The organism is Polycladidibacter stylochi (genome assembly GCF_001562055.1).
In the GTDB taxonomy this organism is placed as follows: domain Bacteria; phylum Pseudomonadota; class Alphaproteobacteria; order Rhizobiales; family Stappiaceae; genus Pseudovibrio; species Pseudovibrio stylochi.
Window position 1 is genome coordinate 13761 of record NZ_LLWE01000027.1, and the last position, 20087, is coordinate 33847.

Annotated in this window: 19 protein-coding genes; 16 read left to right on the forward strand and 3 right to left on the reverse strand. The window is 45.9% G+C overall.

Translation table 11 applies throughout. The annotated features are described in order from the left end of the window. Nucleotides 1-117 precede the first annotated feature (117 nt). From AYK67_RS11290 to AYK67_RS11340, 11 genes are all read left to right on the forward strand, one after another. Entirely contained in the window at nt 118-645 is a 528-nt protein-coding gene (locus AYK67_RS11290) for an iron transporter (protein ID WP_068086575.1), read from the forward strand. Nucleotides 646-733: 88 nt separating this feature from the next. After that, nucleotides 734-2200 carry a Fe-S-containing protein gene (locus AYK67_RS11295; protein ID WP_068086578.1) on the forward strand — a complete coding sequence of 489 codons (1467 nt, stop codon included), beginning with the start codon at nt 734-736 and terminating at the stop codon, nt 2198-2200. Between the two features lie 42 nt (nt 2201-2242). After that, nucleotides 2243-3541: an ABC transporter permease gene (locus tag AYK67_RS11300; RefSeq protein WP_206597535.1), complete on the forward strand. Its 1299-nt coding sequence runs from the start codon at nt 2243-2245 to the stop codon at nt 3539-3541. Beyond that, nucleotides 3531-4685, forward strand: coding sequence for an ABC transporter permease (locus AYK67_RS11305; protein ID WP_068086584.1), 1155 nt, complete (start codon nt 3531-3533; stop codon nt 4683-4685). Before AYK67_RS11300 ends, AYK67_RS11305 begins: the two co-directional genes overlap by 11 nt. A 2-nt stretch (nt 4686-4687) precedes the next feature. After that, nucleotides 4688-5416 carry an ABC transporter ATP-binding protein gene (locus tag AYK67_RS11310; RefSeq protein WP_068086588.1) on the forward strand — a complete coding sequence of 243 codons (729 nt, stop codon included), beginning with the start codon at nt 4688-4690 and terminating at the stop codon, nt 5414-5416. Then, entirely contained in the window at nt 5406-5903 is a 498-nt protein-coding gene (locus tag AYK67_RS11315; protein ID WP_082735774.1) for a TlpA family protein disulfide reductase, read from the forward strand. Before AYK67_RS11310 ends, AYK67_RS11315 begins: the two co-directional genes overlap by 11 nt. Before the next feature lie 162 nt (nt 5904-6065). Continuing rightward, on the forward strand, nt 6066-6800 hold the full coding sequence (locus AYK67_RS11320) for an energy-coupling factor ABC transporter ATP-binding protein (RefSeq protein ID WP_068086594.1): 735 nt from the start codon (nt 6066-6068) through the stop codon (nt 6798-6800). Then, entirely contained in the window at nt 6797-7417 is a 621-nt protein-coding gene (locus AYK67_RS11325; RefSeq protein ID WP_068086596.1) for an energy-coupling factor transporter transmembrane component T family protein, read from the forward strand. The genes AYK67_RS11320 and AYK67_RS11325 overlap by 4 nt, the downstream gene beginning before the upstream one ends. 17 nt (nt 7418-7434) lie before the next feature. Further along, nucleotides 7435-7998, forward strand: a complete 564-nt coding sequence (locus AYK67_RS11330; protein ID WP_068086598.1) for a biotin transporter BioY — start codon at nt 7435-7437, stop codon at nt 7996-7998. Then, nucleotides 7995-9446: an AMP-binding protein gene (locus tag AYK67_RS11335; protein ID WP_068086601.1), complete on the forward strand. Its 1452-nt coding sequence runs from the start codon at nt 7995-7997 to the stop codon at nt 9444-9446. Before AYK67_RS11330 ends, AYK67_RS11335 begins: the two co-directional genes overlap by 4 nt. Nucleotide 9447: 1 nt before the next feature. Next, nucleotides 9448-10617: a thiolase family protein gene (locus AYK67_RS11340; protein ID WP_068086604.1), complete on the forward strand. Its 1170-nt coding sequence runs from the start codon at nt 9448-9450 to the stop codon at nt 10615-10617. Nucleotides 10618-10622: 5 nt separating this feature from the next. Here AYK67_RS11340 and AYK67_RS11345 read toward each other — a convergent pair whose 3' ends face one another. Then, complete coding sequence (locus tag AYK67_RS11345; RefSeq protein WP_162265101.1) at nt 10623-11837, reverse strand: ROK family protein; 1215 nt, start codon at nt 11835-11837, stop codon at nt 10623-10625. Nucleotides 11838-13264: 1427 nt separating this feature from the next. On the opposite strand from AYK67_RS11345, the gene AYK67_RS11350 reads away from it, so the two are divergent. Next, on the forward strand, nt 13265-14206 hold the full coding sequence (locus AYK67_RS11350) for a LysR substrate-binding domain-containing protein (RefSeq protein WP_082735775.1): 942 nt from the start codon (nt 13265-13267) through the stop codon (nt 14204-14206). 47 nt (nt 14207-14253) lie between these two features. On the opposite strand, the gene AYK67_RS11355 is transcribed toward AYK67_RS11350, so the two are convergent. Then, nucleotides 14254-14463 (reverse strand): hypothetical protein, encoded by a 210-nt coding sequence (locus tag AYK67_RS11355; protein WP_068086609.1) that lies wholly within the window; start codon nt 14461-14463, stop codon nt 14254-14256. Between AYK67_RS11355 and AYK67_RS11360 the strand changes: the two genes are divergently transcribed. Then, nucleotides 14462-16114 (forward strand): U32 family peptidase, encoded by a 1653-nt coding sequence (locus tag AYK67_RS11360; protein WP_068086615.1) that lies wholly within the window; start codon nt 14462-14464, stop codon nt 16112-16114. The genes AYK67_RS11355 and AYK67_RS11360 overlap by 2 nt on opposite strands. A 40-nt stretch (nt 16115-16154) precedes the next feature. Here AYK67_RS11360 and AYK67_RS11365 read toward each other — a convergent pair whose 3' ends face one another. Then, a complete protein-coding gene (locus AYK67_RS11365; protein WP_068086618.1) occupies nt 16155-17228 on the reverse strand; it encodes an amidohydrolase family protein in 1074 nt (357 codons plus the stop codon). Nucleotides 17229-17567: 339 nt separating this feature from the next. On the opposite strand from AYK67_RS11365, the gene pcaF reads away from it, so the two are divergent. From pcaF to paaB, 3 genes are read left to right on the forward strand one after another with little or no spacing between them, the layout of a single operon-like run. Beyond that, complete coding sequence (pcaF, locus tag AYK67_RS11370; protein ID WP_068086622.1) at nt 17568-18770, forward strand: 3-oxoadipyl-CoA thiolase; 1203 nt, start codon at nt 17568-17570, stop codon at nt 18768-18770. A 16-nt stretch (nt 18771-18786) separates the two neighbouring features. Beyond that, on the forward strand, nt 18787-19776 hold the full coding sequence (paaA, locus tag AYK67_RS11375; protein WP_068086626.1) for a 1,2-phenylacetyl-CoA epoxidase subunit PaaA: 990 nt from the start codon (nt 18787-18789) through the stop codon (nt 19774-19776). Nucleotides 19777-19801: 25 nt separating this feature from the next. Then, the gene (gene paaB, locus AYK67_RS11380) at nt 19802-20086 is read left to right on the forward strand and encodes a 1,2-phenylacetyl-CoA epoxidase subunit PaaB (protein ID WP_068086629.1); all 285 of its coding nucleotides are present in this window, start codon (nt 19802-19804) and stop codon (nt 20084-20086) included. The last annotated feature ends 1 nt before the right edge of the window (nt 20087 follow it).

Here is a 20087-nt window from a genome sequence, read left to right on the forward strand (position 1 = left end):
TTTGCAACACCTCGCCCACTGAGACAGGATTTTAAAAATCCTTAGAGGCTTTGTAGCGCACTTTTGGAATGCGCCGCAAATTGAAAGCTAACCTTTTTGGAAAGAAAAGAGACAATCATGAAAAAAGTACTCGCAGGCACCGTTGCTATTGTGGGGTTATGTGCGGCAAATGCAGCCTTGGCGCAAGAGTTCAAAGAATACCCGATTGGTGATGCGCAAACAGTTGCAGGCATGGAAATTGCGGCTGTGTATCTTTCACCCGTGGATATGGAACCACGTGGTATGGGCCTTCCTTCCTCCCAGTCTGATATTCACTTGGAAGCCGATATTCATGCCGTTAAAGGCAATGTGAATGGTTTTGGCGCAGGTGAGTGGATCCCTTACCTATCCATTTCCTACCGTTTGGAAAATGTTGATACGGGCAAAATTCAAACCGGTAACTTTATGCCAATGATCGCTGTTGATGGCCCGCATTACGGTGCGAACATTAAAATGCCGGGTGCTGGTAACTACAAGCTTTCCTATCATATTGAAAACCCTATGAAGCAGGGATTGATGCGCCATACGGACAAAGTTTCCGGCGTTGGTAAATGGTTCCAGCCTGTAGATGTTGACTATGACTTTACATATGTACCGTTGAAGTAAGAGCCACCAAAGCGCGGCCTTCTGCAAGAGGCTGCGCTTACTTCTTTTACCGCCAATTGCAGAAAAGCAATAGAAAGCGCCAAGCGCAATGTCGTTTTACCTTTCGGTTATCGCCCAATCTTTCATGCCTGTTTTTCTGGTAGTGGCTTGCTTAGCTGCCAGTTTGCAACTTCGGCTAACAAAAAAAACAACCGTGATTGGGCTTAGTGCAATAGCTGTTATTATTGTGGCAGCTGGCATACTTTATAGAACCTGTACAATTGCATCTGATCTCATTGAGCTAAAAATGCTCGTGCAGGTGTTGGCTCTTGGCGGTGCTATACTGTGTTTTCTTGTGCTTTTCTGGAGTTGGCGCTTTTCGGCCACTAAGAGGCAACCATCAAGCTATACAATTGCTATAACAATTCTTGTTGCTATTGGGCCTATGTTCTTGCAAGGTGCATTGATGTATTTTGATGTTACATCAGTGCATACGATGTCCGCTACGGCAGTATTGAATAGTGAACTTATTATAAATGGCTCCAGTATTATTCTGGGTGTGATTGCGTGCTTACTTACTTTTTTCTTTTGTTTTGTCTTTTGTAAAAAACAACCAAATTTCATTTTTCCTTTTGCGAGCATACTCCTAGTCATAATGAGCTTGTTTTGGTTGGCGCAACTGGGGTTATCTGCACTGCAAACCGGTAGTATAGAGATTACTGCAGAACGGGTGAGCTTCATTGCCAAACTGAGTGATTTGGAAGCGTATCGACTTTATATATTAATTGCGGTTCTGCTTGTATTTGCTGTTTGTTCCTATCGTTATAGTGTGTGGCAACAAAAACGCATACCTGCTGGCGTTACGAGGGCTCAAAAGCGCAAAGATCGAGCGGTTTATTTGCAAAGTCGCCGCCAGTTTAACCAATTATTACTAACTGGTGTTTTTTGGGGTGCCACTGCCAGTTACTATGATTTTTATGCCTCACTACCACCCCAGCGATCTGAGGCACTACCAGTAACACCAGATGCCAACGGCAATGTTATATTACCGATAGAAAAGGTTAAGGACGGGCGCTTACATCGCTTTTCATACATATCCTCTGATGGCCACCGTGTTCGTTTTTTCCTTATTAATCGCTTCGATGAGCAAAATGTCAAAATTGCAGTTGTCTTTGATGCCTGTATGATTTGTGGCGATGAGGGGTATATACAAGAAGGCAACGAGGTCTACTGCATTGCCTGCGGTGTAAGGGTATTTGTTCCTTCCATTGGTAAAGAGGGAGGTTGTAATCCCATTCCTCTTAAGCACCGTGAAGAAAACGGGCAGATCGTTATTAACCGCCGTGCCCTTGAAAAAGGGGCCACCTACTTTTCCGAGCAAATTGAAATAACCGTTGAGGATCCAGTCTCTAAGGCCGAACTCAGCAATATGAGTGCGCCTTATAGTTATGAACACGACGGTTTCAGCTACTTTTTTGCTTCAGAGCATAATTATGATTTGTTTCGCGAAAACCCCGAGCGCTATCTGCCTGTAAGCGGGGCAAAGCATCCTAAGCAACTATCTACGCGAGGCTAGGATATGTTTCTGACAATCATAAGTGAATCATTTAAGCAAAATATGCGTCGCAAACTCCTTGCGATAATAACGGTAGGGCTTGCTGCAGCACTGGTGACTACACTGCTTTCGCTTGTTGTTGGAGTGGGGGACAAAATGGCCGGCGAAATGAAGTCTTATGGCTCGAATATTCGCGTTGTTCCCCGTTCGGATACCATTAATCTCAATGTGGGTGGTGTGGAATATAACCCTCTGGAAGGGCGCGACTATTTAGAGGAAGATCAACTATCAACGATTAAAGAGATTTTCTGGTCTAATAATATTGTTGGGATTACACCTTTTTTGAAAGTGCCAGTTTTTCTCGAGGGGGCTACTTCGCATCAGTCCAACGCCCCCTACAAACTTAACTTTATTGGAACCTATTTTGACCATGTAATCCCCATTGAAGCCGATGCCTCTTATCGTAGCGGGGCAAAAATAACCCATAAATACTGGCGGATTAAAGGGGCTTGGCCTCTTGACGATAAAACCGATCAAGTACTGATTGGTGAGGCTTTAGCGCGTGCGATAAAGGCGAATATTGGCGACAAGCTTGCCTTAATAATTGATAATCCATCTCTCTCTAGCGCTGAGAAACAAAAGAATGCAGCTACTCTTGTAACCGTAAGCGGTATTGTGTCGACAGGAGAAGCGGAAGATGATGCTATCATAGGCAGCTTAGCGATGGCGCAGCAACTATCAGGCTTACAGGGCAAAGTTCAATCAATTAGTGTTAGCGCTCTGACAATCCCTGAAAATGAATTGTCAATGAAAGCGCTCAAAGATGAAGATTCTCTTAGCCCAAAAGAATATGACACATGGTATTGCAGTGCATTTGTTAGCGCTATTGTGCATCAAATTGAGGAGGCAATGCCAAACGCATCGGCTAAAGCTGTGTGGCAGGTCACTTCTGGTGAAGGGGCGGTTATTCAAAAGCTTCAAACACTATTGCTGGTCATTACCTGTGCTGCCTTCATATCAGCCTCACTAGGCATTTCATCTCTTATGAATACAACAATCATGGAGCGGGCAAAAGAAATTGGTCTTTTGAAGGCTCTTGGGGCCTCAAATTGGAAAGTCTATTCGATTTTCTGGAGCGAAGCGCTGATTATTGGTGCTGTTGGCGGTTTGTTGGGGCTCCTTTTGGGTGCAGGCATGGCCTATGAAGTAGGGCGCATGGCTTTCAGCTCGCCTTTAATTTTAGAGCCAATTATTCTCCCGCTTGTTGTTGTCCTGTCAATTCTGACCGCATTAATCGGGGTAATTTTACCAACGCGCGCTATTGCATCCTTACAGCCTGTGGAGGTGCTTTATGGACGGTAACTTCAAAAAACAGCTACGTTTTAAGGCACAGCTAATCTTTAAAGCGCTTAGTGTGCGGCGCACACGTTTGGCAGCGGCGGTTCTTTCAATAATGGTAGGCGCTGCAGTAGTTTCAGCTCTTGCAAATCTGTATCTGGATATCTCCATAAAAATGAGTGAGGAACTGCGCGCTTATGGAGCTAACTTTTATATCGGACCAGACCGGGCAAGTGGCTACAAAAGCCTCACTGATAATCAGGCGCAAGAAATACTTGAAGCTCTCGCACAAGAGAAACTTGCAGGTGCCACACCATATCTTTACGGCGTTGTGCCGTTAGATAGTACTGATGCGGTATTGGTGGGTGTGAATTTTAGTGGCCTCAAGAAAATGTCACCTTACTGGCAGATGGATGGGCGTTGGATTAATGCTGACTTCGATGATCGCAATGCTTTAGTCGGGAAAGTGCTGGCCGAAAAACTTGATGTTAAAGTGGGTAGTACTTTGCGTATTAATGCGCCTGACCAAGGTGTATATAAGCTTAGAATTAAAGGCATTATGGAAACAGGTGGAGCTGAAGACGAGCAAATTTTTGTCAGTATGGGGCTTGCCAGAGAGATATTGAAGGCACCACATCGTGTGGATATTGTTATGGCTTCAATCGTTACAGAAGGTGCACAAGCCACGAAATTTGCCAAAGGGTTATCTGAGAAGTTTACCGGTATACAAGCACGGCCGGTGCGGAAAATTGCACAGTCGGACGGTAAAATCCTAGATATAATTAAAGGGTTTATGGCTGTTGTTGTGGTGGTTATTACCATAATTACCAGCTTATGCGTCAATGCTGTGCTTACGGCTATGGTCTCGGAACGGGCAAAAGAAATTGGTCTTCAAAAAGCTATCGGGGCTGATAATTCCAGTATTATTGCACAATTCATTTCTGAAACTATTTTAATTTGCTTGGTTGGCGTCATTCTCGGGCTGGTTCTTGGTTTCTTTCTTGCGCAGCTCATGGGAATTTCTGTTTTTAATTCTACAGTTACTTTCCGGCCGATTGTTATTCCTGGCAGTATGGCACTATCGCTCTTTGCAGGGATTGTTGCTGCAATTGTACCCATCAAAAAAGCTTTGCGCGTGCTACCAGCCCGTGTATTGAAAGGAGAATAACGATGCTGGAAGTGGCAGTACAAGCACAAACGTCAGCAGCACAAACAGCGCCGGTACAAAGTGACCAAAAGGTTATAGAGGTGCAAGGGCTTTGTCGGTATTTTGGCTCTGTTAAAGCCCTTGATAATGCAGACTTTTCCATATCCAAGGGTGAGTTTGTTGCCATTATGGGGCCATCGGGCTCGGGCAAAACGACCCTGTTGAATATTCTCTCTTGCTTGGACAGCCCAACAGCAGGGCAGTATTATCTGGATGGCGTTGAAGTTTCGCAGCTTGAAGAGCAAAAGAGAGCTGTTATTCGCCGCGAAAAGATAGGTCTTGTGTTCCAGCAGTTCCATCTTATTCCATACTTGAGTGCTGTCGAGAATGTCATGTTGGCACAGCATTATCATTCGGTGCCAGACAAAGCTGAGGCGCTGCAAATGCTGGAGACCATTGGGCTGGGTGATCGGGCAACACACTTGCCCTCGCAATTATCCGGCGGTGAGCAGCAACGAGTTTGTATTGCTCGTGCACTTATCAACGATTGTGCCATTATTCTTGCAGATGAACCGACCGGCAACTTGGATGAAGAGAATGAACGGCTCGTTATTTCCCTGTTAAAAGAACTAAATGCGCAGGGCAGGACTATCGCCATGGTGACGCATAATCCCGAGTTGGGTATGGTTGCAGATCGTATTATCAAAGTACGGTACGGGCATATTGAATCTGAAGGGTTGGATGATGCTTGAACAAACCCGCAAAATACTGCCGATACTACTCATTAGTTTGGGAATTAGCGCTTGCCAGCCGCGGCAAGAAGTTAAAACAGGCCAAGTTGCGCCAAAAACCGTACTGCTGGATTTAGCCAATCAGGAGCGGAAGCTTACTGACTATCGAGGCGATGTGCTTTTTGTTAATTTCTGGTGGGCGGGTTGCGGACCCTGCTTGCGTGAGATGCCCGAGCTGGATGAAGTCTATCAAGCTCATAAAAGCGAAGGCTTTAAAGTTTTGGGCGTTAACATGGGGCAAACATCGAGCGTCATTCGCAATGTAAACAGGCGTATTGGTGTAACTTTCCCGCTTTTTGTTGATGAGTTGAAAATAACCTCTCAACAATACGGCGTAAAATTTGCCCCGACTTCTTTTTTGATAAACAGAGAAGGAGTAATAGTTGAGAAAATAATGGGCCCGGTATCGAAAGACGAACTGGAAGAAAAAATATCGCATTTACTTTAAAATGAAAGGCATGTTGCAAATCGGCTTTCCATAAAATGGAAGATACCTAGAGTTTGTGAACTGCGGTTATGTTTAGCCAACTTATTATTAAATTGTGTTTACGCTCGCTTTTGTTATGACTGTCGATTATAAGGGGCTGCCCAATTTTATATGAGTAGCTGAATGACCATCAAAAATGATCCGACTATTGTCTTTGATTCCGTATCAATCAAACGTGATGGGCGTATGGTTGTTGAGGACTTTTCGGTGACATTGGCAGGCCAGCGTATTGGAGTTATTGGCCGCAATGGCTCTGGTAAAAGTAGTTTGGTACGCACTCTAAATGGCTTGTTGGTACCAGCAGCCGGTAATGTGGTGGTACATGGGCAAGATGTTGCCAAGCTTAAATCGAAGGCAACTCAGCTAACCGGTTTTGTTTTTCAAAATCCGGATCATCAGATTATCTTTCCAACTGTTGTCGAGGAAGTAAGCTTTGCATTGAAGCAGCTAGGCTTTTCGAAAAAAGATGCTGAAGTGAAAGCGCTGGATTACTTGAAAGATAATGGCTTGGAAAACATGGCCGAAAAGCCTGTCCTCTCTTTATCCGAAGGGCAAAAACAGCTTGTTTGTATTCTGTCGGTTCTTATTGGTGAGCCGAAAGTTCTGGTGTTGGATGAGCCGTTCTCATCGCTTGATTTTCGCCGTACACGAATACTCGCTCGTGAAATTGATAGGCTGTCGCAACAGGTTGTTTTTATAAGCCATGATCTGGATTTGCTCGCGCATTATGATGAAGTCCTATGGATAGAAGCAGGCAAGCTCCGCCAGCATGGAGCACCTCGCGAGGTTATAGGCAATTATTTGGAATACGAAAAAAGCCAGCTTGAAATGTCATCGGTTGGGGGGAAAGGCCTATGATATCTATCTACTTTGAAGGTAATAGCTGGGCGCATCGTATGAATGCCCGCCTGAAACTTGGGATACTATTTATTTTAAGTACGGCCACAATTGTTTTCGATGGCATGCTGTTTCCTCTTTTTCTACTCGCGATATCATTAGGTGCCTATACATCGCTTGGACCGCGTGGCGTACAAGCTATGAAGGCGGCAGGCCCACTGTTACCGGTTTTGGCGATTATTATCGTTTTTCATTGGGTTTTAGGGAGCTTGGGGCTGGGGGTAACTGTTGCCATTCGTATGTTGTCTATGGTGCTTTTAGCAAATTTCATCAGTATAACAACGAATATGGATGCAATGATGCTTGCTGTTGAGCCATTATTTTATCCGTTACGTGCTTTGGGGCTTTCGTCGCGGAAAATGTCGCTTGCAGTTGCATTGGTCATTCGTTTCGTGCCTGTGCTGCTTTCTGTCTACAGCTCTTTGCAGGAGGCCTACTGGGCACGAACAGGAAAAAGAAATAGTTGGCGATTGATTGCGCCGTTTTTACTGCATGCCCTAGCCATGGCAACAAAGGTTGCCGAAGCCATATATGCGCGCGGTGGTGTTGACGGCTATCGCCATAGGCTTAAAGGCTAAACCGAGGATAGCAATATATGCAAAAAGAACTTTCACTAGTTTACATTTGTTTTTTTGCGGCTTTAACCGCCGCGCTGGGCCTAATGCCTAAATTTGATATAGCTTTTTTAGGGGGCGTACCCATTACAGCGCAAACACTTGGCATTATGCTTGCGGGTGCTATGCTGGGCCCATGGCGTGGTAGTTTGTCCATTGCCCTTTTGCTTTTGCTTGTTGCTGTCGGCCTGCCTTTGCTTGCTGGTGGCCGTGGGGGCATAGCCGTTTTTTACGGGCCATCCGGTGGTTTCTTGGTTGGTTGGATTTTTGGCGCTATGGTAACGGGCTTTATTATGCAGCTTACCAAAGGGTGGAATTTGATGTTGGGCACAGCCTTTGCGGCCATCATTGGCGGCATTGGTGTGGTATATTTGTTTGGTATTCCTTACCTTGCACTCAAGGCAAACTTGACAATGTGGCAAGCATTTACAGGCTCTTTGGTCTATATCCCAGGAGATTTGGTCAAGGTTGTTGCTAGTGTTGCGATTGTACAGACTGTGGCAAGGGGCATGCCTTCTGCCATTCTTACGCGTGCTCAGGCATGATTGTTGGTCAACAACTTGCTGACTATGCCAGCCAATGCCCTAGGGCATTGGCTGTTTGCATTTATGATCTGGAGTTGAATTGCCGAAAGTTTTCCTATGAGGATTTTTTGGGAAACGTTGTTCGGTGCGAGCGAGAACTAACCACGCATAGCCAAGTTGGTGACCCAATATCGCTTTGCAGTGCAGAGCCATTAGCCGTAATGGAGCAGTTTTTCGCCATTGCCAGAACAGAGCGTGTGGCCTGTGTTGTTGACCCGCGAATGTCAGCTGAAAATACGAGCAGGCTCTTAAATGAAGTTGGCGCTGCATTCGTTTGGGAGACGCAAGATAATAAGGCAAATGCCTTTTTACAAAGTTCTACAGTACCCTCTGATTTAGTTGATTTTGCAAGCCATCCAGGTGGTGACAGGGCATTTTATGTCGGCTTTACATCTGGCTCAACCGGTATGCCAAAAGGGTATTGTCGAAATCATAACTCATGGCTAGAGAGCTTTCGTGTTTCCAAGCAGTATTTTAAGTTGAGTGCAGGCGATGTTGTTGCGGTACCTGGCCCGTTTAGCCACTCTTTACACCTTTATGCTGCTGTTCAAGCATTGGAAATGGGCGCAAGTGTTGTTGCCATGAAGCAGTTTGCACCACGAAGTTTTCTAGCTGCAATGAGAGAGCAAAATGCAAGTGTATTGTACGTAACACCAACCCAACTAGAAATGCTGTGTCTTGAAAACGCGCAACTTCCAAGTCTACGCAAATTGCTGGTAACGGGGGCACGTTGGCAGCCGCATTTACTGGAGCGTGTTAGGCACTGTTTCCCCAATGCAATAACCTATGATTTTTACGGAGCCTCTGAGCTGAGTTTTGTTAGTGCTCGCGAAATTACTGGGAAAAACGTCAATAACCAAAGTGTTGGATTTGCACTGCCAGGTATTACAGTTTCAGTTCGCGAGCGTAGCGGAGCGCGTGTACCATACGGTGTGCGCGGTAAGATATTTGTCCATTCAAAGCAAATCATGCAAGGCTACGTTTGTGGAGAAGATCAGACATTTCAACGATACAAGTCGTGGGCAAGCGTGGGTGATTATGGCTATCAGAATGATGAGGGGGAGATATTCTTAGCGGGTCGTGAAAGCCGAATGCTTAATATCGGCGGCGTTAATGTTTATCCTGAAGAAATTGAAGTTCAGCTTGCTAAACTTGTCGCTCACCAGCCCGTTGCAGTTCTTGGTATGGCTGATCGGCAACGTGGTGAAGTTCCGGTTGCTGTGCTGTCGCAAAGTTGTTTAGAGGTATGCAGCCTTCAGCAAGTCGCAAGTGCAATGCGACAAAGGTTGGGAAGCCTTCGAGCACCCAGAAGGTACGGTGTTTATTGCGGGGAGTGGCCCTTAACCCGCTCTGGCAAAACAGATTACATGTATCTTGAACAGTGGCTGTCTGCAAAAATGGAGCCATAAGATGCCAAAGGCGGTAATTATTGGAGCAAAGCGCACACCGGTTGTGCCAAAGGGACAAGAGCTTGCATTTTACGATGCCTACGAGCTATGGGCCTTGGCTGCACGCAATGTGTTAAGCGAGGCTGGAGTTTTACCTCAAAAAGTAGATCAGGTGCTGGTTGGCAACGGCATAGGTGGTGGTGGCAATATGGCCCGACTTGCCTCCTTCGCTGCAGGCTTGGAAGCAAGCTGCCCAGCAATGACACTAGATAGCCAATGCTGTTCGGGCCTAGATAGCGTGGGGTTGGCGGCGTCGCTTATTGAAAGCGGAGCTGCGAAGATTGTGTTATGTGGCGGTGCGGAAAGTTACAGCCGTAGGCCCTTGCGGGCCACAGCAGACGCTGGAGCACATGGAGCACATGGAGCAAAGGGGCAGGAAATAAAATTCTACGAGCGCCCTCCCTTTTCTCCTGACCCCGAGCGTGACCCCGATATGCTCGAAGCGGCGGCCGAGTTAGCTTTAATGCGAGGCTATACAGAACAAGAGCTGGCAGCCTACGCGGTTTTATCGCACCATAAAGCCACCATAGCACAGGCTGAAGGCCGACATAACGATGAGTTGGTGACATTACCAAATGGTCAGCTCCTGCAAGATACGTATACGCGTGAACTGCGAGAGCGAGCTGCATTACGTTCACCCATTGTTGCGTATGGAGCAGCTGGAAGCAGTTTGCGAAGTGCTTTTTGTGCGGTTGAGGCCGACGGTGCTGCAGCTTTACTTGTTGTTGATGAGGAAACAGCACAGCTAATGAAATGCAAAAGTACTGTCCGTATTCGCGCACAATGTCGAATTGGCGGGGATAGTAAACAGCCAGGCTTAGTACCAATTCAAGCAATATCGCGTCTGTTGTGCGAAGACACAAACCCGGGTCAGAACTTTTATTGTATTGAGTTGATGGAGGCATTTGCGGCACAAGCATTGGCCTGCATTGCGCCCTTCTCATTTCAAATGGACAAAGTGAACGTCGGCGGCGGCGCATTGGCACGTGGGCATCCAATTGGCGCTTCAGGTGCGATATTAGCAACGCGGCTGTTTCATGAGCTTAAAACAGCTCCATACCAAGCTCAGGGATTGGCAGCGATTGCGGCGGCTGGTGGCCTTGCTACCGCAATGATTTTGGAGCGTAGCTAATCAGTTTAGCGCTTCGCCAATAGCTTTTTGTCTAACCGTTGCATTGCCTTGGCAACAATGCCGCGCTCGATCAAACTTTCGTCACCTTGTAAGACCTCTATCGACAACTCGTTGTCGAGTGAAGAAACTAGGGACTCATCTAAACTGTTTACCAATGAATCTTGCATAAGGTCATAGGCTGAGGTGGTTCTGCCTGTAAGGTAAATTTTCTTGATATCAAGAAGAGCGATCAGGCGCGTAATTCCGATACCAAGAGTTTTGCCTAGGTTTGAAAATACTTGTTTGGCCTTTTCATTTCCTGCTCTTGCAGCCTGGATTATTTCCTCGATATCCTTCCACTCTACGCCGACCTGTTGTGGGGCGCTATCAACAGGCATGTCGTTGTATTGCCGAATAATAGCATAATCACCCATGTATGCTTCCAGACAACCGCGGCGGCCACAGCTGCATAATGCGCCATCTGGTATATGTAATGAATGGCCGAATTCGGCTGCGGCACCGGTTTGCCCTGTATATAATTGCCCATCGATGATGAAGCCTGCACCGACACCTTGGTCCATATAGATAACCACGAAGTTTTCGCCATATTTATTGGGGTTAGCTCTATAAAGTGCTTCTGCAATCATATTTGTGTCATTGGACAGTAGACAGTTTACCCCAAAATGGGTTTTTATCGTCCTGACGATATCAATATCTCTATCTGTCAGCGCGGGGCTCCAGACTATGGTGCCTTTTTGTGTATCGACCACACCTTGTACAGCCAATCCAATTTCGGCCAAGTGTTTTGCCTCAATAGGGTTCTCGTCCAGAAAATCTTGGAGCTCTTCAATTAGTAGCTGGGTAAAGTGTTCACGTGTTGCTTTGCGAGATGAGAAATTTACGATCTTTTGCTGGGTGATTTGGCCGGCAAAGTTGCATAATAGAAATTGAATGTGATCAACAGATAGTTTTACGCTAACAATGCAAGCCACATTCGGTTGGAGGCCAAGCATACAGCGTGGGCGCCCCCTTCCTTTGGGTTCTTTATTGGCAATTTCATGATGTTCGACAATAAGGCCCAGTTCCAGAAGGTCGGCAGTAATGGAGGTAACAGTTGCTGGTGATAAGCCGGTTATCTGCCCGAGTTCAATTCTCGCAATGAGCTTTTCCTTTCGTAAGGTGCTCAGGATATAATCTCTGTTTTGCTGTCGTATTTGTTCTCGGCTGCCTTTTTCTGACATACCATCTCCCCAAAGTGATAGGTGAGAATTAAGTGATTCCCCAGTCATGTCTTTTTGAGCTGAAGAGAGAATAGAGGGAGTTTCGAAGGATCGCACCATTTTTTTTGTAACCAAAATAAATTTCTGAATTAAAAGGGCAAACTCGTACAATACGAGTAAGTTAAACTGCATTGCTAAAAGCCTATTAGATTGCTCTAATAAGTCTAGTATAAACAAAGTAAATAGAAAACCTATACGGCAGCCTGCTTAGGATATAAAACACCACCCTTACTTTGACAGGTGCCTTTACTTTCAAATAGTGCTTAATAATTGCCTTGGTTAATCCGATTTCCTGTTTGCAGTGAATGAGGTTTCAGAAAAAAGGAGGAGATGCGCTAAGGTGAAAACCGAATAATATCAATATTATATAGGGTTTTAAAAGGTGCATCCTCGTTTTTTCTAGTAAATTATTGTATAGGTCAAGAGGACATTGAATTGTTGAGACTACGGATATCTGAGCGCTTTTAATATATATTTAGTAAGGGTGATCTGAACCTTAGACCGTCTGGGCTGGGCGGATCTGTCGCATTAGAAATATCGCCAGTCGTTCTGGTTAAATGGTGTATTCAATTATAAAACCTGTGTCAGCCAACTGAGATAAGTAGTCCAGAGTCAGCCACAGGAAGGGGAATGATTGTTTTTTGTGAACTGCAAAGTTGTATTATGTGAAGCTAAAATTGTGAATTGAACGAGCGTTAATTGTAACTTGGATAAATTAGTAATGCTCGCTCAAGTTTAGCAATAGAAAATATGAAGAACGATAATATTTTACCGATTCATATGAGAGCGTAATTAATTCGCAAAACAAATGATTTATATGAATATTTTACTCCACAGGGATAATTATATTATTTTGGATTTATTTAAAACGCTGATTACTTAAAATATTACACTTGGATTCCTAATATTAGTATTTTGTCATATTGAAAGTATTAAAAATTGGTATGCATCGTTGCTTTATGGTCAGTGCACCATCTTCCTTAACGGCTTTCTAGTTTGAAAGAGAAAGGGCAGAAAAGTAAATATTAAAATCTATAGATACTTTAAAGATTTCAATCATTATATTCATCAATTGTAGACTAGCGCTAAGCTAGCAAGCTGATTAAAGCAAACCACTAATACAGCGATAAGCGTCATAATTATTTAACAAAATATGTTAGTTAAATAATAATTAGGCCAAGTTTCCTAATAATTTTTGACAGTTGTCGACTACGAAATAATATGTAATTTAGTTTTTCTTAATCATGACTAATGCATAGGGAAAGTAAAAAATGAGTAATTCATATTTATATCGAAATTTAATCGATTAATTGACTTGTGCTATTCAGTATAGCTGATGTAGTCTTACCGTGTTCATTTATTATCATCAGGTATCATAGAAGCCTTTCATGAATCGTTTGCCACCATTAAACGCATTAGTTGCATTTAGAGCTGTTATGGAGACCGGTAGTCTAGTAGCTGCTGCTTCAAAACTGGCCATTACAGCAAGTGCAGTTAGTCATAGACTGAAAGCCCTTGAAGATCATTTGGGGCTTGAGCTCTTCGAGAGGCGCTCGCGCGCTGTTTTTCCAACCGCTGCCGCGCATCGTTATGCCGCAGAAATTTCTGATGCTTTTGACCGAATTGCCGCTGCGACCAAAGCAGTAGAAACAGTTGGAAATAGAGATACTCTAACAATTTTTTGCCCGCCAAGCTTAGCGGAGTTATGGCTTATGAAACGTGTGCGCCAGTTTGCTGCAGCAAACGAGGGCCTCACGACAGTGGTTTCATGCCTTTCTGAAAAATCAGTTAAGCTTGATAACGGCCAGTACGATGTGTACTTTTTGCCCAAGCAAGACCTTGAGGAAGGATATGAGACGCTATCACTTGGCCGCGCTAAAGTGCGTCCGCTAATTTCTCCAGTATTGTTAGAGCGTCTTGGTTACCCGCGTAAGCCGCAGGAACTAATGGAGCTCCCTACAATTATGAGTGTAGACGCGCCCATGAGTTGGGAGACTTGGCTTGCTCACGCTGGTGTTCAAGATGCCGTAATGAAAGAAGTTATGGTTTCAGACAGTTCATCTTTTGCGATTAATGCTGCTATTGCTGGAGATGGAATTGTGCTTGAATCTAGCTTATTTAGTGCTGATGCAGAAGCAGGCGGTCAACTTGTTCCCCTCTTTCCAGAACATCAGCAAGAGGGTGTGAGCTTTGATATGATTTGGCGTGAAAAACGTCGAGATGAAGAAAAAATATCAAAATTTTGCAACTGGCTTGAGCGACAAATGGAGCTAGGTAGCGACCCGAAAGTTACAGCCGGTAAAAACCTCAAAGAACTAGTGGGCGCATAAAAGCCCACTATATTTTAAAGGGCGTGATGCTTCGTTTTAAATCACGCTCACTTTAATTCTGCGATGAAATTCTTTTGTTTTCTTCTATGGATCTGAGCAAAATGCTTAGTTTTCGTTTTTCTCTGTTCAAACTCTGTAAAATCGCTTAAAACCAACGACATGTTGGAATATGCCAGCGCAATATGAGCAATGCCATGAATTGCCTGCGCCACTTGGAGCCCACCGCTCTTGGCAGCTAAAAAAAAGCCTAGTGTCATGAAGAGAACATCTGAACTGCTTATGCCTGCGGGCAATTTGCAGAAATTGAAAACTGCTGTGCTTTACGGTGCTGATGCCATTTATCTTGGTACACCGGATATGTCTTTGCGTACCAAATCAGAATTCACACTTGAACAAGTGGTTGAGGGGATTGCCTTTGCCCATGCGCATGGCAAGCGAGTTTATCTGACTTTGAATCTGTTTTCACATAACAAAGACGTGCCAAAATTGGATGAATATGCCGAGACAATCCGCGAGATAAATCCTGATGGGCTGATTATCGCGGACCCTGGCGTCTTTCAGTATATGCGTAAAAAACTACCAGATGTCCCGCTTCATATTTCGACACAGGCGAACGTGTGCTCTTGGCTCTCTGTCGACTTTTGGAAAGAGCAGGGGGCAGATCTTGTTGTACTTGCGCGCGAGGTCTCCTTCCCCGAGTTGGAAGAAATTCGCGAGAAGTGCCCGGATATTCGCTTAGAGGCTTTTGTGCACGGTGCTATGTGTATGACTTACTCGGGGCGCTGTTTGCTTTCTAACTTTATGGCAGAACGAGGGGCAAACCAAGGGAACTGTGCCAATTCTTGTCGCTGGAACTATAAAGTTCGTATGCGTATGAAAGATGGCACAATCGAGGAACTAGAGCTTAACGAAAACAACATCGATATGTTCGAGTTTTTGCTCGAAGAAGGTTGTCGTCCTGGCGAGTTGATGCCAATTTTAGAAGATGGCCGTGGCTCTTATATTCTGAATTCAAAAGATTTATGCTTAATGCCCAAACTTAACGACTTCCTGCGAATTGGTGTCGATTCGCTAAAAGTCGAGGGGCGAGGCAAATCCATGTATTATGTGGGTGTGGTTGCGCGTGCCTACCGCATGGCGATTGACGATTACTACAAGGATCCGGAAAACTGGAATCCACAGCCATATATGGACGAGATGTATTCGGTTGCTAACCGCGGCTACACCACAGCGTTCCATGATGGCCGGTTAAACAATTTTGCGCATAATTATGAAGATACCCACTCAATTGGGGAATGGGAATTCGCCGGTATCATTGAAGATATTACCGATGATGCAATTTTAATGCAGGTAAAGAATAAGTTACAAGCTGGTGATGTGCTTGAGTTTTTACCGCCATTAGAACGAGATAGTGTTTTGCTGCGCATTTATGAATTTGAAAATGTGCGCAAAAATGGCGAAATTACCAGTGAAATTCATGCGGGTGCCCAACCGTTAATTCGCATCCCACTTTCTTTGTTCGATCATGAAGATGTGGAGAGCTTTAAAGCCCGCTTCCCACAAGGCACCTTGGTACGCAAGGAAAAATCACTCACTGCCCAGCAATGGAATCGCTTGAAGCTTGACCGCATTAGCGAGCGTATACAGGCACGTGGCAATGCAACCGAGGCGCAGCAAGGAAAGTATGAAGGCCAGCGTGAGAAGCTAGTTGAGGCGATAGCCGAAAAGAACGAGGACAAAAAACCGAAATCACCACGTTTAGGTATTGAAGGATGTTGCGGCCGAGGCTGTAATGGCTGCATGATTTTCTGGCAGGATCCAGAATTCGAAAAGGCCCGTGAAATTCTACTAACGAAAAAGCAAGGTGAAATGTTGGCGAAAAACGCGCGTAAGCATGAAGTGAGTTAAATAGCTCGATACGTGAGGCCTGCATTGTTAAGAGGTGCGACTAAGCACCCACTGTGGGCTGTTCACCTAAATATTCTAATGGATTTTGGCAGGCGATGGTTTTAAAAATGCCATCGCCAAGTTCAGCGCGTAGCCTCATCGAGAGAAATCGTTCTTCAAACTCTTCTTGCTCGGCCATATAGTAATCAGAACCAAACAGCGTGCGCTTGCGAAGTGTTTCGTCCCATAAAAAGACCTTGAGTGCCGGCATGTATTTAACCATGTAAAACACTGTGTATGATATGTCGGTGTATAGGTTGGGGTACTCACCAGACTTAATCATCTGCATGATTTTTGTCAGCCAATTCATGTGCCTGCGCTCATGGTCAGGTGCATGCAGAGCTGCCTCTTGTCGGCTCCGGACATCTTTAAAGTACATATCCCAGTCTTGCGCGCCGCCAAAGTGGGCTAAGCATAGCCTCATTTGGGGGTACTTTTTCAATAATTTCCTGTAGTGGTCCGGATCAGCGTAACTGGCGGCCACATCCTTTTGCAAATCTTTAGATTTAACACCACCTCGTGAGCAGTGCGTCATCACGGGTAATTGGTAATCGTTGCAAAGTTGCCATACCGCCTCAAGTGAGGGATCGTTAGGCAAATACCCCAGAGGTGGATAGAGTTTTATACCCCTGAAGATACGGGCCCCATCAAGATGCTGCTTTTCAAGTAGCTTGGTAATCATCTCTTCAAGGTTTTCTCCCCCGTGTGTTTCCCGGCGGGGGTCTACAGCGATAAATGGGATTAGCCTTTTAGGATACTTGAGGGCAAGTTCTGCCAGCTCGTGATGTTGCTGTGCCAGCGTTTTGGCAGGCGTGCCAGCACCCATATACGCCATATCCATGGGCAAAATGATAAAACGTGTATTTGCTGGATAGTAACCGTTCAGCTTTTCAAAAATCTCTTCTTGTGTGGCTTTCGCGCCAATATCAAGGAAATTGGCGTATCTGCTAAACAAATCATTGCCATCAAGCGGGCTGATAAGCCTTAAAGCCCAAGAAGTTGTACGGTGAAAGGGTAGAGTTCGAAGCAGCCTTGTAAGCCCAAGTGGCAGGAAGCCAGATGGTACGTGATCCATCGTGAAGCTGTGACAGTGACAATTAACTATTTCCAAGGGCAAGTTGCTAGGATGTGGCATCTTCAACCTTTCACTGTTAATCGCTGCGATTTCTATTTTACGGCGTATTCCAAACCGGCAGTTTGCATACAAGGTGAGTTCTTAGGCTCTCATAGTTTTTAACTTAAAGAACCCCCGATTTTCCCGATAATTATAGCTTTAGCTGCCACCCGACCAAGTCGTATGCGACTTTAGAAGAGTTACAAAATATTTGACATACTAATATATTTGTAACATATTAAAAACCAACCGCACGGTCGAAAGTGCGAAACTATCACCGGAATTGGGAGAAAACCGGGAATGGATGCTTTTATTTGCGATGGCATACGCACGCCGATAGGGCGATATGGGGGAGCTCTATCCAGCATTAGAGCGGATGATTTGGCAGCGCTGCCTTTGCAAGAGTTGGTCAAGCGAAACCCTGGCGTGGATTGGTCGCTGGTCGATGATGTGATTATGGGCTGTGCCAACCAAGCTGGTGAAGACAACCGCAATGTGGCCCGTATGGCAGCGCTTTTGGCCGAGCTGCCCGTTGATGTTCCGGGTACGACAATCAATCGTCTTTGCGGTTCTGGCCTAGATGCTGTGGGCATGGCTGCGCGTGGCATTAAAGCAGGTGATTACGAACTTGTGATCGCTGCAGGTGTTGAAAGTATGAGCCGGGCGCCCTTTGTAATGCCTAAGGCCGAAACAGCTTTTACACGGGCGAATGCAGTTTATGACACCACAATTGGATGGCGGTTTATAAATAAAAAAATGGATGCAGCTCATGGCACGCATTCCATGCCACAAACCGCAGACAATGTGGCTGCTGACTATAACATCTCGCGCTCCGATCAAGACGCATTTGCAGCGCGTTCGCAGGCACGTTGGCAGGCAGCTCAAGAAGCTGGGATCTATTCGGAAGAGACGTGTGCAGTCACGATCCCGCAGCGCAAAGGCGATCCGGTTGAGGTACGTGTCGATGAGCACCCGCGCCCAGGCACAAGTGCAGAAAAGCTTGGTGGTCTGCGCGGTGTAAACGGACCAGATCTGACAGTCACAGCCGGTAACGCCTCGGGCGTGAATGATGGTGCTGCTGCGTTGCTTTTGGCTAGTGAAAGCGCAGCCAAGTCTCATGGGTTAACACCCAAAGCGCGGGTTGTAGCCATGGCTGCTGCGGGTGTGCCTCCGCGTATCATGGGTATGGGGCCATTGCCGGCAACAAACAAGGTTTTGAAGCTTGCAGGTTTGACGTTGGATCAAATGGATTTGATCGAGTTGAATGAGGCGTTTGCAGCCCAAGGACTGGCAGTTATGCGTGAGCTGGGTTTGCCAGATGATGCGCCGCACGTGAACCCCAATGGCGGTGCAATAGCGCTTGGTCATCCTCTGGGTATGAGCGGGGCGCGTATGGCACTTACAGCAACGAACCAGCTGCAACGTACTGGTGGGCGTTATGCGCTGTGCACCATGTGTGTGGGTGTTGGTCAAGGTATCGCGATGATTATTGAGCGCGTTTGAGCGGAAAGGAAGAGCTATGTATGCACAAATGGTTAAGTCCACCGGTCATGCGGTGCGAGCATTAGAGGATATGGAACCGCAAGAGCGCGCCTTCCAAGAGCGGATTAATGCGGGCGAGAAAATAGAGCCCAAAGACTGGATGCCAGAGGGCTACCGCAAAACACTGGTGCGGCAAATATCGCAGCACGCCCATTCCGAAATTGTGGGCCAATTGCCAGAGGGAAACTGGATTACCCGCGCACCAACGTTGGAACGTAAAGCGATTTTGCTTGCTAAAGTGCAAGATGAAGCAGGACACGGGCTTTATCTTTATTGCGCTGCTGAGACGCTCGGTGTCAGCCGTGATGAGTTATACGAGCAGTTACATAGCGGCAAAGCAAAATACAGCTCGATCTTCAACTACCCAACGCTAAACTGGGCTGATATCGGTGCTGTTGGCTGGCTGGTTGATGGTGCGGCGATTATGAACCAAGTACCCTTGCAGCGTACATCGTTTGGACCCTACTCACGGGCGATGATCCGTATTTGTAAAGAGGAATCCTTCCACCAACGCCAAGGCTATGACATCATGATGAAAATGGCGTTTGGCAGTGAAGCACAAAAGCGCATGGCGCAAGATGCGCTTAACCGCTTTTGGTGGCCTTCGCTCATGATGTTTGGTCCATCCGATAAGGATTCAATCCACTCTGCTCAGTCAATGGCTTGGAAAATCAAACTGAACACCAACGATGAGCTACGCCAGAAATTCGTCGACCAGACAGTGCCGCAAGCCGAATATTTGGGACTGACCATTCCGGACGAAAACGTCAAGTGGAATGAAGAGCGCGGTCACTATGATTACACTGACCCAGACTGGAACGAGTTCTTTGAAGTTATCAAGGGCAACGGACCTTGTAACAAAGAGCGTATGGATGCGCGGGTCAAGGCATGGGAAGACGGCGCTTGGTTCCGCGAAGGTTTGATGGCTCATGCGGAAAAAGCAAACACTGCCGAAGCGGCGGAATAATAGGACAGGTTTAGGGAGAGAACCTATGAAAAATGAATGGCCTCTTTGGGAAGTCTTTATTCGTGGTCAACATGGTCTGGCACATCGCCACGTTGGTAGTTTACATGCACCTGATGCGGAAGTGGCGTTGAAAAGTGCCCGTGATGTTTATACACGCCGTAATGAAGGTTTAAGCATTTGGGTGGTGAAAGCTGAAGATATTACAGCCTCCAGCCCAAGCGAGAAAGGTCCACTATTTGACCCGTCTCAGGACAAGGTTTATCGCCATCCGACTTTCTTTCCAATGCCTGAGGAACTGAAAGGGCTTTAAC

Coding starts and splice junctions, on each gene's coding strand:
- AYK67_RS11290 (WP_068086575.1), top strand. CDS start 118: ATGAAAAAAGTACTCGCAGGCACCGTTGCTATTGTGGGGTTATGTGCG.
- AYK67_RS11295 (WP_068086578.1), top strand. CDS start 734: ATGTCGTTTTACCTTTCGGTTATCGCCCAATCTTTCATGCCTGTTTTT.
- AYK67_RS11300 (WP_206597535.1), top strand. CDS start 2,243: ATGCGTCGCAAACTCCTTGCGATAATAACGGTAGGGCTTGCTGCAGCA.
- AYK67_RS11305 (WP_068086584.1), top strand. CDS start 3,531: ATGGACGGTAACTTCAAAAAACAGCTACGTTTTAAGGCACAGCTAATC.
- AYK67_RS11310 (WP_068086588.1), top strand. CDS start 4,688: ATGCTGGAAGTGGCAGTACAAGCACAAACGTCAGCAGCACAAACAGCG.
- AYK67_RS11315 (WP_082735774.1), top strand. CDS start 5,406: ATGATGCTTGAACAAACCCGCAAAATACTGCCGATACTACTCATTAGT.
- AYK67_RS11320 (WP_068086594.1), top strand. CDS start 6,066: ATGACCATCAAAAATGATCCGACTATTGTCTTTGATTCCGTATCAATC.
- AYK67_RS11325 (WP_068086596.1), top strand. CDS start 6,797: ATGATATCTATCTACTTTGAAGGTAATAGCTGGGCGCATCGTATGAAT.
- AYK67_RS11330 (WP_068086598.1), top strand. CDS start 7,435: ATGCAAAAAGAACTTTCACTAGTTTACATTTGTTTTTTTGCGGCTTTA.
- AYK67_RS11335 (WP_068086601.1), top strand. CDS start 7,995: ATGATTGTTGGTCAACAACTTGCTGACTATGCCAGCCAATGCCCTAGG.
- AYK67_RS11340 (WP_068086604.1), top strand. CDS start 9,448: ATGCCAAAGGCGGTAATTATTGGAGCAAAGCGCACACCGGTTGTGCCA.
- AYK67_RS11345 (WP_162265101.1), bottom strand. CDS start 11,837: ATGTCAGAAAAAGGCAGCCGAGAACAAATACGACAGCAAAACAGAGAT.
- AYK67_RS11350 (WP_082735775.1), top strand. CDS start 13,265: ATGAATCGTTTGCCACCATTAAACGCATTAGTTGCATTTAGAGCTGTT.
- AYK67_RS11360 (WP_068086615.1), top strand. CDS start 14,462: ATGAAGAGAACATCTGAACTGCTTATGCCTGCGGGCAATTTGCAGAAA.
- AYK67_RS11355 (WP_068086609.1), bottom strand. CDS start 14,463: ATGACACTAGGCTTTTTTTTAGCTGCCAAGAGCGGTGGGCTCCAAGTG.
- AYK67_RS11365 (WP_068086618.1), bottom strand. CDS start 17,228: ATGGATCACGTACCATCTGGCTTCCTGCCACTTGGGCTTACAAGGCTG.
- pcaF (WP_068086622.1), top strand. CDS start 17,568: ATGGATGCTTTTATTTGCGATGGCATACGCACGCCGATAGGGCGATAT.
- paaA (WP_068086626.1), top strand. CDS start 18,787: ATGTATGCACAAATGGTTAAGTCCACCGGTCATGCGGTGCGAGCATTA.
- paaB (WP_068086629.1), top strand. CDS start 19,802: ATGAAAAATGAATGGCCTCTTTGGGAAGTCTTTATTCGTGGTCAACAT.